This window comes from Variovorax sp. YR216, assembly GCF_900107745.1.
GTDB lineage: Bacteria > Pseudomonadota > Gammaproteobacteria > Burkholderiales > Burkholderiaceae_C > Variovorax.
Genome location: NZ_FNRO01000005.1, coordinates 48,322 through 61,914 on the forward strand (window position 1 = coordinate 48,322; position 13,593 = coordinate 61,914).

Below are 13,593 nucleotides of genomic sequence, written 5' to 3' on the forward strand. Positions count from 1 at the left end.
CTGGAGGAGAGAAGAGTGAAGGGAAGTTGCCTCTGCGGCCATTTGGTTTATGAAGTCGACCAACTGGACGGGCCTATCGTGCATTGCCACTGCAAGACTTGCAGAAAGGCCCATGCCGCTGCATTTGCCAGCACCGCGCGCGTGATGCGAAATCACTTTCGCTGGATTCAGGGCGAGGACGCGCTCGGCTCACACGAATCGTCGCCGGGCAAGCGCAGATTCTTTTGCACCCGATGTGGAACGCATCTGGTCGCTGAACGTGCGGAGCAGGCACATGTGATCCTGCGAGTCGGAAGTCTCGACGAGGACCCGGGAATCGCACCGACGACACACATCTGGACATCGCATGATGTGCCGTGGCTGGCAGGCGACGAAGGCGCCCGGTTTGCCGAGTGGCAGCCTGACCGATGAGATCGGCGTCAGGACGCCTTCTGCGCTGACCTCCGCATCGTCTTTTTCTCGTTCGCCCGCACCCCCACCTTCTCCCGCCTAAGGCTGTTCCCCAGCGCCGTCTTGCGCAGGATCACCGCGAATGACTGGATGAACACCGGCTTGGTTTCTCCGAGCCGCCACAGGATGCCCGGGGTCCGCGTGGGCGTCGGGCTTTCGAGCGGGATCACGGCGAGTCCCGACATGCCTTCGGGCACCGCGTTGATCGCCACGATCGTGCCGATCTGCGTGCGGGCCACCAGCCCGAGCATCGGCGCGACGGTCGACATTTCTGCCACCACCGTCGGCTCGGCACCACAGGCGCTGAAGCATTCGTCGATCATGGTGCGAGTCGAGAACGTCTTCGCGAGCAGCACGAGGTCTTGCCGGTGCAGCTCCACCATCCGGATGCGCTTGCGGCCCGCGAGCGGATGGCTGTCCGAGACCACGAGCACCATCTCCTCGTTGTAGAGCGGCTCGAACCATAGATCCGTCGGATCCTCCGGGCGATAGGCGATGCCGAGATCGAGCTCACCCGCCCGCAGGCGTGCGCAGATCACTTCGGCGGAGAGCTCCTCCACGCTGATGCGCACCGTCGGGTGCCGCGCAAGGAAGAGCGCCACGCATTCCGGGATGAGCCCCATGTTGAAGGTGTGCGTGGCGCCGATGCGCACCTGGCCCGTGAGGTTGCCCGCATCGGGCTTGAGCAGCGCCACGCCCTGATCGACCTCGCGCAGCGCACGCGACGCAAAGCCGCGCAGCAGTTCGCCCGCTTCGGTGGTGACGACCTTCTTGCCGATGCGTTCGAAGAGCGGCTGGCCGAGCTCTTCCTCGAGCTGCCGGATCTGGTGCGAGAGGGTCGACTGGGTGACATGCACCCGTTCCGCCGCCCGCGTGAAGCTCAGGCAGTCGGCCAGTGCGACGAAATAACGCAGATGCCTCATCTCCATGGAAACCCCCACGAATGATCGATGCCATCGATGATATCGATGGAAATTCATCATTTGTCCGGCGCGGGGCGCAGCCCTATCGTCCCGCCCATCGGCGCTCGATGACGCCGGGACAGGAGACAAGCACCATGTCGGAATACAACCAGGACGGCATCACGCGCGACGTGCTCGATGCCTTTGCCAAGACCCCCGACCCGCGCCTGCGCGAGCTGATGACCGCACTGGTCAAGCACCTCCATGCCTTCGCGCGCGAAGTCGATCTCAAGCCCGAGGAGTGGCTCGCGGGGCTGAACTTCCTCAATGCCACAGGACAGATCTCGACCGACAAGCGGCCCGAGTTCATCCTGCTGTCGGACACGCTGGGCCTCTCGATGATGGTGGTAGCGCTGGCCCAGGCGCGCGCCAGCCAGGCGAAGGGCGCGACCGAGGCCACCGAAGCCACCGTCGAAGGCCCCTTCTACTGGGCCGGCGCGCCGGACGTCGAACTGGGCAGCGACATCGCGAACGGCGCGACGGGCGACCCGACCTTCTACATGGGCCGCGTGACCGACTGCGACGGCCAGCCGCTCGCGGGCGCCCTGCTCGACGTGTGGTCCGGCGACGGACACGGCAAGTACGACGTGCAACTCAGCAGCGAGCCGTCGATGCAGGCGCGCGGACGTTTCCGCACCGACGCGCAGGGCCGCTACTGGTTCTGGTCCATCCGCCCGAACTACTACCCGATCCCGGACGACGGCCCGGTCGGCGACATGATGCGCGCCACCGATCGCAGCATCTACCGCCCCGGCCACCTGCACATGCAGGTCTCGGCGCCGGGCTATGTGACGCTGACGACGCAGGTCTTCGTCGGCGGCAGCCCGTACATCGACGCCGATGCGGTCTTCGGCAAGCGCGACAGCCTCGTGGTGGATTTCGAGACTCATCCGCCGGGCAAGGCGGTCGACGGCCGCGAGATGGGCGTGCCCTATCACTCCGCTAGTTTCGACGTGCGCCTTGCTCCGGCGACGGCTTGATGCACGGACCCAACTCTTACAAGGGAAACGAATGAAGATCGGCAAAGCCACCGTGCCGCGCACGGCCATCAGCACGTCGGACGCGCACACCATCGTCATCCGCGGACAGGACCTGTCGAAGGACCTGATCGGCAAAATCTCCTTCGTCGATCACTTCTTCTTCCTGCTGACGGGCAAGTACCCCACCTCCGGCCAGTCCGAGGTGTTGAACGCCACGCTGGTCGCCATCGCGGACCACGGCCTCGTCCCGAGCGTGCAGGCCGCGCGCATGACCTTCGCGGCCGCGCCGGATGCCCTGCAGGGTGCGGTGGCGGCGGGCATCCTCGGTTGCGGGTCGGTGATCCTCGGCGCCTCGGAAACCGCCGGCCGCCTGTACGGCGAGATCGATGCGCTCGCGAGCGCCGGCAAGCCGCTGGGTACCGCGGCGCTCGAAGTGATGAAGGCGTGGCGCGCTGCCGGCCGCTCCATTCCCGGCTACGGCCATCCGCTGCACAAGGAGCGCGATGCCCGCGTCGATGCGCTCTTTGCGGTCGCGCGATCGGCAGGCACCGACCAGCGCTTCATCGAGATCGCCGTGGCGGTCGAGGCACTCATGCCGGACGTGCTCGGCAAGCCGCTCAAGCTGAATGTCTCCGGCGCGATCCCGGCGGTGCTGCTCGGCGCGGGCTTTCCGGTCGAGGCGCTCCGGGGCGTGCCGATCCTCGCGCGCACCGCGGGGCTGATCGCGCACCTGTACGAGGAAATCCGGCAGCCCATCGGCTTCGCGCTGTCCTATCAGGCCACGCGCGAGATGCAGTACGACGGCGCGTTGCCCGCCGGCTTCGGGACGCACGAATGATCCGGGTGCTGCAAGGCCTCAAGGTCATCGAGCAGGGCACCTTCATCACGGGACCCGCGGCCGGCATGCTGCTCGGCGATCTGGGCGCGGACGTGATCAAGGTGGAGCAGCCGAAAACCGGTGACCCGTTCCGCGCCTTCAAGGACGGCCTCTACAGCCCGCACTTCCAGACCTACAACCGCAACAAGCGCAGCATCACGCTCGACACCAAGAGCGCCGACGACCGCGACGTGCTGGACGCACTGATCGCCGATGCCGACGTCTACATCCAGAACTTCCGTCCCGGCGTGGCCGAGAAGCTCGGCGTAGGCGCCGAGCGGCTGCGCCAACTCAACCCGAAGCTCATCTATTGCTCGATCAGCGGCTTCGGCGCGACCGGTCCGGCCGCGGACCGTCCCGCCTACGACACCGTCGCGCAGGCCGCGAGCGGCTTTCTCAACCTGCTGATCAATCCCGAGAACCCGCGCGTGGTCGGCCCCGCGATCGCCGATTCGCTGACCGGCTTCTATGCCGCCTACGGCGTGCTGGGCGCGCTGTTCGAGCGCAGCCGCACTGGCCAGGGCCGCATCGTCGAAGTCTCGATGCTGGAGGCGATGACGCACTTCAACCTCGACGCCTTCACGCATTACTTCCAGGTCGACGAGGTGATGGGGCCCTACAGCCGTCCGAGCGTCTCGCAGTCGTACGTGCTGCGCTGCGGGGACGGCAAGTGGATCGCCCTGCACATGTCATCGCCCGAGAAATTCTGGCGCGGACTCGCGACCGCGATCGAACAGCCGGACATCTTCGAAGACCCGCGCTTCGCCACGCGCGAGGCGCGCATCGCGAACCAGGAAACGCTGATCGAAGTGCTCGGCGAGCGCTTCCGCACCCAGCCGCGCGACGAATGGTGCCGCCGCCTGCAACGCGAGGACGTGCCCCACGCGCCGATGTACGACACCAGCGAGGCGCTCGAAGACCCGCAGGCGAAGCACCTGCAGCTGATGACATCGGCCGAGCATCCGGTGATGGGCCTCTTCCGCACGGTGCGCTCGCCGGTGAGCTTCGATGGGCAGCGTTCGCTCGACGTGCGGCCGCCGCCGGTGCTCGGCGAACACAACGACGAAATCCGCGCCGCGCTGCGAGGCCGCGCGAACGCCGGCAACCAAGGGGACAGGACATGAGCCCGGCGAACATGCGACGCCCGTTCCTCGGCGCGTTGGTCGCTGGCGCGCTGGCCTTGTCCGGCATCACGCACGCGCAGGACCGTCCGCCGATCCGCATGGTCGTGCCCTTCGGCGCCGGCACCACGACCGACACCGTCGGCCGCGTTGTCGCCGAGGCGCTGGGCAAGAACCTGCAGCAGCCGGTGATCGTCGACAACCGCGCTGGCGCGGGCGGATCGACCGGCACCGACCTCGTCGCCAAGGCCGCGCCCGACGGCCGCACGCTGGTGATGGGCACGGTCGGCACGCATGCGATCAATGCGGCGCTCTACAGCAAGCTGCCCTACGACCCGGTGCGCGACTTCGCACCCATCGCGTTCATCGGCTACACGCCGACGCTCCTGGTGGTCGCCGCCGATTCGCCGATCAAGTCGCTGAAGGATCTGGCGCAGGCAGCCACGAAGCCGGCTGGCATCACCTTCGCGTCGGCAGGCAACGGCACGTCGGGCCATCTCGCCGGCGAGCTGCTCGCGCAGCGGCTCGGCGGCAAGATGATCCACGTGCCCTACAAGGAAGGCGCGGTCGCGCTCACCAGCGTGATGGGCTCGCAGGTGGACTTCATGTTCTATCACCCGGCCGCGGTGCTGCCGCAGATCAAGGCCGGCAAGCTGCGCGCGCTCGGCGCGAGCGGCGCGGTGCGCAGCGCCGCAGCGAGCGACGTGCCCACGCTGATGGAGCAGGGCGTCGCCGATTTCGATCTGGTCGCGTGGTTCATGCTCTATGCGCCCGCCGCCACACCGCCGGTCATGCTCGCGCAACTACGCGCCGGCGCGAGCGCCGCGCTGGCCCAACCCGAAGTGGTGGCGCGCCTGCGCGACCAGGGCATCGAATCGCGCCTGCTCCGCACCGACGAGATGCAGCCTTTCAACAAAACCGAGCTGGGCAAGTGGGCCGAGCTGGTCAAGCGCTCCGGCGCGCAGGTCGACTGATTCCGACAGAAGAAACCACAGGAGACAGGAACCATGAAGACGCAGACATGTAATGGCATCGGGCGGCGCAGCGCGGTGGCCGCGATCGCGCTCGCGGCAGCCGGCATCTCGATGGCGCAGACGCCCACCGGGCAGCCGATCCGCATCGGCAGCACGCTGGCGCTCACCGGGCCGCTCTCGGCCACGGCGCAGATCCACAAGCTCGTGGGCGACATCTACATCGAGCAGGTCAACAAGCGCGGCGGCCTGCTCGGCCGGCCGGTCGAATGGGTGGTGAAGGACGACCAGTCCAAGCCCGATCTCGCGCGCACGCTCTACGAGCAGCTCGTCACCGCCGACAAGGTCGACCTGCTGATGGGCCCGTACGCCACCGGCGCGATCCTCTCGGCGATGGGTGTGGCGCAGCGCTACAACAAGGTGCTGGTGCATCACACGCTGGGCATCCCGTCGCTGGCCAAGTACGACATGCAGTTCCCGGCCTGGTCGATCGGCTCCGACCCGGCCAACACCGTGCCCAATACCCTCTTCGATGCGCTCGCCGCGTCGCCCAAGCCGCCGAAGACGGTGGCGGTGGTGACCAGCAAGTTCCCGTCGATCCAGTTCATGAGCGCGGGCGCGCGCGAGGTGCTCAAGAAGCGCGGGCTCACCGAGGTGCTGTTCCTCGAATGGGACTTCGGCAACCGCGACTTCGGCCCGATCGCCAACCGCATCAAGGATGCGAAGCCCGACTTCGTGTGGGTCGGCGCGATCGGCCTGGACGGCAACCTGCTGCTCGATGCGATGAAGAAGATCGACTATGTGCCGCCGCAGCACTTCTACCTCTACCCCGCGCCCGGCCCGCTGCTGGCCGCGCCGGAGGCGAAGAACGCGCTGTCGGCCACCATCTTCGAGGACCAGCCACCCTTCACCAGCAACTACGGTGCGGCCGAGTTCGTGAAGCTCTACCGCGAGCGCGCGGCCAAGGCCGGCTTCACCGACACCTCGGTCGAAACCCAGGCCGCGGCCTCGTACACCGCTTGGCAGATCCTCGAAGCGGGCATCGTGGGGACCAAGAGCCTGGACGACAAGGCCATCGCCAACTATCTGAAGACGAACAAGGTCGACACCATCCAGGGCAAGCTGCGCTTCGACGGCGTCGGCAACTTCGGCGACGACCTGATGCGGATCAAGCAGATCCAGGATGGCAAGTGGGTGGTGGTGTGGCCGAAGGAGGTGACCTCCGGCGGTGCGAAGCTGATCGTGCCCTGACATGAAGCTCACCCCCAGGCTCGCGCACTTCGTGTCGCTCTCCACCCCCTCTCCGGGGGCAATCCCAGCGGCCCGGCAAAGCCGGTTCCGCGGGAATCCCCGAGCGGGCCTCCACGTCATGGAGCACTGACATGTCTGGCTTTACCCTGCCGAGTCTGTCGCTGCTGTCGCAATCGGTGCTCTCGGGCATCTTCGTCGGTGCGCTGTACGGGCTGATGGGGCTCGGCCTCAGCCTGAGCTGGGGCCTGCTGCGCCTCATCAACCTTGCGCACTTCGCGTTCGCGTTCCTCGCCGCCTATCTCTGCTATCAGCTCGCGACGATGGGCATGGATCCGCTGCTGACGCTCGCCGTCATCGTGCCGATCTTCTTCGTGCTCGGCGCGGCCCTGCACTGGGTGATGGCGCGCTTCGCGGTGACGCCGTTCAACTCGCTGCTGCTGACCTTCGGGCTCATGGGCATCGTCGAAAGCATCATCCAGTCGATCTGGACCGCCGACTTTCGCAAGCTCGAATCGAGCTACGCGCAGCAGAAGTTCAAGATCGGCGAACTGTTCGTGCCAGTGCCGGAGTTCATCACGCTGCTGCTCGCGATCGGCATCGCCTTCGCGGTGTGGGGCGCGCTGCGCTTCACCGACCTCGGCAAGGCGATGCGCGCGGCTGCCCAGGATGCGCCGGTCGCGGCGGCGTTCGGCGTCAACGAGAAAGCGCTCGGGTTGCTGCTGGCCGGCACCTGCTCGGCACTCGCGAGCGTGGCCGGTGTGTGCCTCGCATTGAGCTTCACGCTCGCGCCCTCGCAGATGTACGCATGGGTCGGCGTGGTGTTCGCGGCGGTGATGCTCGGCGGGCTCGGCAGTGCGCTCGGGCCACTGATCGCCGGAACGCTCATCGGCGTGAGCGAAGCCGTGACGATGGCGGTCACCGCACCATCATGGGCACCGATCGTCTCGTTCACGCTGCTGATCTTCATCCTGCTCCTTCGCCCCAGAACATGAGCACGCTCACACAGACTCCGCCCACGCTGGCGGCCGCGACCGCCACGCCGCGCACGGCAGGACGGTTCATGAAGCGCACGCCGCTCGCCATCCTCGCGGCCGGCGCCCTGCTCGCCTTCGTGCCCCACCTGGGCCTGCCCGCCTTCTACGACTCGCTGCTCTACCTGGCGCTGCACTGGGTGGTGCTTGCGACCTCGTGGAACATCCTGTCGGGCTACTCGGGCTACTTCTCGTTCGGCCACGGCGCGTTCTTCGGCGCCGGCATCTACACCAGCGCGAACCTCATGGCGCGCTACGACTGGCCCTTCCTGTGGACGCTGCCTGTCGCGGCGCTGATGGCGGCGCTCATCGGCGTCGCGCTCGGCGCGATCGTGTTCCGGGTGAAGGGCGTGCGCGGCGAGCTGTTCGCGCTGCTGACGCTCGCGATCACGCTGGTCATCGGCACCATCGTGGTCAACACGCCGCTGGACGGCGGCTCCGGCGTGCCGCTCAGCGGGGTTCCGGTGCCGAAGATCGGGCCGACGCAGTCGTCCACCTTCTACCTGCTCGCGCTCGCTGCCGCCGTCGTCACGCTGCTGGTCGCCTGGGGCATCCAGGTGTCGAAGTTCGGCGCCGGCCTGTTCGCGATCCACGACGACGAGGACGCCGCCGAAGTGATGGGCGTGCCCACCTACCGCTACAAGCTCATCGCGCTCGCGATCTCGTGCGCGCTGGCGGGCGTAGCGGGCGGCATCCATGCGCTGTTCCTCTCGTACGTGACCGCGGGCGAGGTCTTCACGATCACGGTGCCGCTCACGGTGGTGCTGATGAGCGTGCTCGGCGGCACCCGCCACTGGGCCGGGCCGGCCATCGGCGCGGTCGCGATCACCGGGCTGCTCTACAGCTTCACCGCCGCGGACCACGCGGTCGCCGGCAAGGCGCTGATCGGCGTGATCCTGATCGCGGCGATCCTGTTCATGCCGGAAGGCATTCTGGAGCGCTTCCGCCGGCATCGCCGGCCCGCGCCGTCGACTGCGCCGGTCGCCACGCCCAGTGCGATCCAACCGCCCGAAGTGCCCGCGCGTCCCGCACCGATGGTTGCGCCCCAAGGCGAACCGCTGCTGCGCGTACGCGGGCTCGCCAAGTCCTTCAAGGGCGTCCGCGCTCTCAATGGTGTCGATGTCGATGTTCGCCAAGGCGAGATCCTCGGCCTGCTCGGGCCCAACGGCTCGGGCAAGTCGACCTTCATCAACGTCGTCAGCGGCCATTACGCGCCGAGCGGCGGCACGATCGCTTTCGAAGGCCACTCGCTCGACGGCCTGCCCGCGCACCGCATCGCGGGCAGCGGCATCGCGCGCACTTACCAGATCCCCCGCCCCTTCGCGCACCTGAGCGTGCTGCAGAACGTGGCGATCGCGACGATGTTCGGCGGCGCGATCCGTGATCCGGACACGGCCCGCAGGCAGGCGATGACCTGGCTCGAATTCACCGGCCTGCAGGACAAGGCCGATGCGCGGCCCGACGACCTCAACCTGCACCAGCGCAAGTTCCTCGAGCTCGCGCGCGCCCTGGCCTCGCGGCCCCGGCTGGTACTGCTCGACGAGGTGCTGTGCGGCCTTACGCCGAGCGAGATCGACGATGCGGTGGCGCTGATCCGCCGCATTCGCGACCAGGGCTCGACCATCGTCTTTGTCGAGCACGTGATGCGCGCGGTGATGGCGCTGACCGACCGCATCGTGGTGTTCAACCATGGCGAGCTGCTGGCCGAAGGCCCCGCGGCCGACGTGATGCGGCGGCCCGACGTGATGACCGCGTACCTGGGGAAAGCCCATGCTTGAAGTCCGCGATCTCCAGGTGGCCTATGGCGCCGCGCCGGCGTTGTGGGGCGTGTCGCTCGATGTACAGCCGGGCGAATTGCTGTGCGTGGTCGGCCCCAACGGCGCGGGCAAGACCACGCTGATCAACACCATTGCGGGCCTCCTGCGCGCACGCGGCGGCAGCATCCGATTCGACGGGCAGGACATCACCCGCCTGCCGCCGCACCGCTTCTGCGAGGCCGGCATCGCGCTGGTGCCCGAAGGGCGACGGCTCTTCACCGGCATGAGCGTGCTGGAGAACCTCGAACTGGGCAGCTACCTGCCGCGCGCGAAGGCGAAACGGCGCGAGACGCTCGACGAAGTCATCGCGCTCTTCCCGGTGATCCGCGAGAAGCTCGCGAGCCCGGCCGGCGAGCTGTCGGGCGGGCAGCAGCAGATGGTCGCGATCGCACGCGCGCTGATGGCGCGGCCGAGCCTCCTGCTGCTCGACGAGCCGTCGCTCGGCCTGTCGCCACTCATCGTGCACGACATGTTCGCGGCGATCCGGCGCATCAATGCCGGCGGCATGGCGGTGCTGCTGGTGGAGCAGAACGTGACCATGGCGATGGATGTCTCGCACCGCGCCTATGTGCTCGAAGAGGGCCGCATCGTGGCCGACGGCGTGCCGCAGGATCTGCTGGCGCGGCCCGAGATCCAGCGTGCGTATCTCGGCGTCTGATATCCAAGTCCGGAGGAAAACCATGCTCTTCCCCACCACCATCGTCGGCAGCTTCCCGCAGCCTGAATGGCTGATCGACCGCGCGAAACTCGCGGGCCGCTTTCCGCCGCGCGTGCGTGCGCGCGAACTGTGGCGCATCGCGCCCGAGTTCCTCGAAGAGGCGCAGAACGACGCCACGATCATGGCGATCCGTGCGCAGGAAGAAGCCGGCCTCGACATCGTGAGCGATGGCGAGATTCGTCGCGAGAGCTATTCGAACCGCTTCGCGACTGCGCTCGACGGCGTGGACCTCGACAATCCCGGCAGTGCGCTGGATCGCTCAGGGCATCCGAACCCGGTGCCGCGCATCGTCGGCAAGATCGTGCGGCGGCATGCGGTGGAGGTGGACGACCTCAGGTTCCTGCGCGCGCACACCGACCGGCAGGTCAAGATCACGGTGCCGGGCCCCTTCACCATGCTCCAGCAGGCGCAGAACGATTTCTACGCGAGCGAGGAAGAAGCCGCGATGGACTATGCCGCCGCGGTCAACGCCGAGATCCGCGATCTCTTCGCGGCCGGCGCGGACGTGGTGCAGATCGACGAGCCCTACATGCAGGCTCGGCCCGAGAAGGCGCGGCAGTATGGGCTCAATGCGCTCAACCGTGCACTCGAAGGGATCACCGGCACCACCGCCGTGCATATCTGCTTCGGCTACGCGGCGATCATTCATCAGCGGCCGAGCGGCTATTCCTTCCTGCCCGAGCTCGCGCAATGCAGCTGCAAGCAGGTGTCGATCGAAACCGCGCAATCCAACCTCGACTGCGCGGTGCTCGAGCAGCTCCAAGGCAAGCGCGTGATGGTGGGCTGCATCGACCTGTCGGACCCGGCGGTCGAATCGCCCGAGAAGATCGCGGGGCGCATCCGCCGCGCGCTGCCCTACATCGCGCCCGAGAACGTGATCCTCGCGCCCGACTGCGGCATGAAGTATCTGCTGCGCGATTCAGCCATCGGAAAGCTGCGCGCGATGGTCGCGGCGGCGAAGCTGCTGCGCGAGGAATACGCAGATCGCGCGCATGGCGCGCTGCCGGCCTGACCCGGCAGCGACCTCCCTGAGCGCACTATTGGAAGGCCACCTCGGCCATGGCCGTTCGGCTTGCCGCGACGGTACCGTCGCGGCCGAACTCCCTGTGTGACAGCGCGCTGCTGGCGAGGTTCTTCGGCGGCACGCCCTTGCCGATCGGGTTGACCTCGACCTCGGAGCGGGTCGGGCCGACCTGGTCGTCGCCGAAGGCCGCGCCCGTGCGGGCCATGCCGATCATCACCAGCAGCATGGAGATCGCGAAGAGGAGATCACGGGGGTTCATGGTGTCTGCCTTCCCTGTGCACGGCGCGAGGGACTTGCGCCCATGCAGTCAATGTAGGCAGACGCCCGACTCAAGACGAGTGACCAGTTCGCCGCGCCGGTGTGACGCAGGTCACTTCCCGCCCTCAGCCCCTCCAGGCCAGCCCGCCGGTGAGGAGCTGAACCAGCCGCCCCACGCGTGTGGTGTTCACATAGCTCACCGGCGCGGGGCGCGGCAGCCCCTGCACCCGCGCGGCGGACAAGGCCACGATCTCGATCCAGCCGCCGCGCTCCACCACGTGCACCTCTTCCGCGTGCACCGTGGACTTGACGTTGAACACGTTTTCGCCGAACCAGGCCGGCGGCGACACCACCTGCACGCTGCCCTGCACCACGCGGACCGCAAAGCCCTCGTCCACGGCCACGCGCAGCGCCTGGCCCGGTTGAAGGTGGGTGATTTCGGAAGATTCGCTCGTCATGAGGACACCTCTTTTGAGTGGGTTGGGATGGCTTCATCGTAGAAATCCGGGCGCTCAAAAAACAGGCACAGCAAAGCAGCAAACGAAGCGAAACAGATGCGCCAGGCATCATCTGTTATGGTCCATTTGCCTCGAATCTGCATCTGTTTTCAGGGTGCGCGACGAGGGAGCATCACCCTTGTATGGATTCGCCGCCGCTCTACCGGAAACTCGCCACGCACTACATCGATGCGATCAGCGCCGGCTCGCTCAGGCCGGGCGACCGTCTGCCGTCGCTGCGCAGCCTGATGCGGATGCACGACATCAGCCTGTCCACCGCGCTGCAGTTGTGCCGCGCCATGGAAAGCGAAGGCTGGGTCGAGGCGCGCGACCGTTCCGGCTACTTCGTGAAGCGCCCGCGCCGCCTTGCGATCGCGGCGATGGAAGAGCCCGCGACCCATGTCGCACCCGACCCGGCGCAGTACGTCGGCATCCACGCGAAAGTCTCCGATTTCGTCGCGCGCCGGCGGCAGCACGAAGTACGCATCGATTTCTCCACCGCGCGCGGCTCGCCCGAGCTCTACCCCGGCGAGGCGCTGCGCGCGATCATGATGCGGCTGCTGCGCCAGAAGCCCGCGCTGCTCACCACCGCGGCGCCGTCACGCAGCCTCAACCCGCTGCGCGAAGCCGCCGCGCGGCGCGGCCTGCGCGTGGGCATGACCCTCTCGCCCGACGAAGTGCTGACGACCAACGGCTGCATCGAGGCGCTCAACCTCGCGCTGCGCGCGGTCGCCCAGCCCGGCGACACCGTCGCAGTCGAGTCGCCGACCTTCTACGGCCTGCTGCAGGTGCTGGAAAGCCTCGGCATGCGCGCGCTGGAAATCCCGACCAGCCCGCAGACCGGCCTGTCGATCGAGGCGCTGGAGATGGCGCTCGATGCCTACGACAACATCAAGGCGGTCGTCACCGTGCCGCACCTGCAGAACCCCCTCGGCAGCGTGATGCCCGATGCGCACAAGGAGCGCCTCGTCGCGCTGTGCGAGCGCCACGATGTCGCGCTCATCGAGGACGACACCTACAGCGAACTGCTCGACATGGACACGCCGCCGCGCGCGATCAAGTCATGGGACCGCACCGGCAACGTGATCCACTGCGCCTCGCTGCACAAGATCCTCGCGCCCGGCCTGCGCCTGGGCTGGATCTCGGCCGGCCGCTGGCACAGCCGGGTGGAGATGCTCAAGTACACCCAGACACGCAGCAATGAAGAGCTGTCGCAATGGGCCGCCGGCGAATACATGAACACCGGCGCCTTCGACCGCCATCTGCGCCGCCTGCGCGAACACCTGCGGCAGCAGCGCGAGCAGGCGGCCGACGCGATCGCGGCGCACTTCCCGTCCGGCACGCGGCTCAACTACCCGCCGGGCGGACTGCAGCTGTGGGTGGAACTGCCCGATCGCCTGTCATCGATGACCGTCTTCGACCTCGCCCTACGCGACAAGATCTTCGTCGCACCCGGCACGCTGTTCTCGAACTCGTCGCGCTTCGACCACTACTTGCGGCTGAACTGCGGCTGGCCGATCACCGAGACGATCGAAGGCGGCCTGCGCCGGCTGGGCGAGATCGCGAGCGAATGCGCCGCGATGCAGCGCAAGGCGGCCTGAGCGGTCTCCCTGCGCAGGTGGGGTGGTGGCGCATG

At 67.6% G+C, this 13,593-nt stretch carries 14 protein-coding genes; 11 read left to right on the plus strand and 3 right to left on the minus strand.

The features are described 5' to 3' along the window. The first annotated feature begins 15 nt into the window (after window positions 1–15). Window positions 16–411, plus strand: coding sequence for a GFA family protein (locus tag BLW05_RS16345; RefSeq protein WP_093164156.1), 396 nt, complete (start codon window positions 16–18; stop codon window positions 409–411). Window positions 412–419: 8 nt separating this feature from the next. Here the strand turns inward: BLW05_RS16345 and BLW05_RS16350 are convergent, their stop codons facing one another. Then, a complete protein-coding gene (locus tag BLW05_RS16350; RefSeq protein WP_093164158.1) occupies window positions 420–1,379 on the minus strand; it encodes a LysR substrate-binding domain-containing protein in 960 nt (319 codons plus the stop codon). Between the two features lie 128 nt (window positions 1,380–1,507). On the opposite strand from BLW05_RS16350, the gene BLW05_RS16355 reads away from it, so the two are divergent. The 9 genes from BLW05_RS16355 (at window position 1,508) to BLW05_RS16395 (ending at window position 11,190) form a co-directional block, all read left to right on the plus strand. Next, window positions 1,508–2,392 carry a dioxygenase family protein gene (locus BLW05_RS16355; RefSeq protein WP_093164562.1) on the plus strand — a complete coding sequence of 295 codons (885 nt, stop codon included), beginning with the start codon at window positions 1,508–1,510 and terminating at the stop codon, window positions 2,390–2,392. 31 nt (window positions 2,393–2,423) lie between these two features. Then, entirely contained in the window at window positions 2,424–3,230 is an 807-nt protein-coding gene (locus tag BLW05_RS16360; RefSeq protein WP_093164159.1) for a citryl-CoA lyase, read from the plus strand. Beyond that, complete coding sequence (locus BLW05_RS16365; protein WP_093164160.1) at window positions 3,227–4,393, plus strand: CaiB/BaiF CoA transferase family protein; 1,167 nt, start codon at window positions 3,227–3,229, stop codon at window positions 4,391–4,393. The genes BLW05_RS16360 and BLW05_RS16365 overlap by 4 nt, the downstream gene beginning before the upstream one ends. Further along, window positions 4,390–5,364 carry a Bug family tripartite tricarboxylate transporter substrate binding protein gene (locus BLW05_RS16370; RefSeq protein WP_256330345.1) on the plus strand — a complete coding sequence of 325 codons (975 nt, stop codon included), beginning with the start codon at window positions 4,390–4,392 and terminating at the stop codon, window positions 5,362–5,364. Before BLW05_RS16365 ends, BLW05_RS16370 begins: the two co-directional genes overlap by 4 nt. 33 nt (window positions 5,365–5,397) lie before the next feature. After that, window positions 5,398–6,612: an amino acid ABC transporter substrate-binding protein gene (locus BLW05_RS16375; RefSeq protein WP_177142679.1), complete on the plus strand. Its 1,215-nt coding sequence runs from the start codon at window positions 5,398–5,400 to the stop codon at window positions 6,610–6,612. A 131-nt stretch (window positions 6,613–6,743) separates the two neighbouring features. Further along, the gene (locus BLW05_RS16380) at window positions 6,744–7,604 is read left to right on the plus strand and encodes a branched-chain amino acid ABC transporter permease (RefSeq protein WP_093164163.1); all 861 of its coding nucleotides are present in this window, start codon (window positions 6,744–6,746) and stop codon (window positions 7,602–7,604) included. After that, a complete protein-coding gene (locus BLW05_RS16385; RefSeq protein ID WP_256330346.1) occupies window positions 7,601–9,421 on the plus strand; it encodes a branched-chain amino acid ABC transporter ATP-binding protein/permease in 1,821 nt (606 codons plus the stop codon). Before BLW05_RS16380 ends, BLW05_RS16385 begins: the two co-directional genes overlap by 4 nt. Beyond that, entirely contained in the window at window positions 9,414–10,118 is a 705-nt protein-coding gene (locus BLW05_RS16390; RefSeq protein WP_093164165.1) for an ABC transporter ATP-binding protein, read from the plus strand. Before BLW05_RS16385 ends, BLW05_RS16390 begins: the two co-directional genes overlap by 8 nt. Window positions 10,119–10,140: 22 nt before the next feature. Then, window positions 10,141–11,190 carry a uroporphyrinogen decarboxylase family protein gene (locus BLW05_RS16395; RefSeq protein WP_093164166.1) on the plus strand — a complete coding sequence of 350 codons (1,050 nt, stop codon included), beginning with the start codon at window positions 10,141–10,143 and terminating at the stop codon, window positions 11,188–11,190. Window positions 11,191–11,215: 25 nt separating this feature from the next. Here the strand turns inward: BLW05_RS16395 and BLW05_RS16400 are convergent, their stop codons facing one another. Continuing rightward, a complete protein-coding gene (locus tag BLW05_RS16400) occupies window positions 11,216–11,461 on the minus strand; it encodes a hypothetical protein (protein WP_093164168.1) in 246 nt (81 codons plus the stop codon). A gap of 124 nt (window positions 11,462–11,585) precedes the next feature. Continuing rightward, complete coding sequence (locus tag BLW05_RS16405; RefSeq protein ID WP_093164169.1) at window positions 11,586–11,918, minus strand: hypothetical protein; 333 nt, start codon at window positions 11,916–11,918, stop codon at window positions 11,586–11,588. A 182-nt stretch (window positions 11,919–12,100) separates the two neighbouring features. On the opposite strand from BLW05_RS16405, the gene BLW05_RS16410 reads away from it, so the two are divergent. After that, window positions 12,101–13,558 carry an aminotransferase-like domain-containing protein gene (locus BLW05_RS16410; protein WP_093164171.1) on the plus strand — a complete coding sequence of 486 codons (1,458 nt, stop codon included), beginning with the start codon at window positions 12,101–12,103 and terminating at the stop codon, window positions 13,556–13,558. Window positions 13,559–13,593 lie beyond the last annotated feature (35 nt).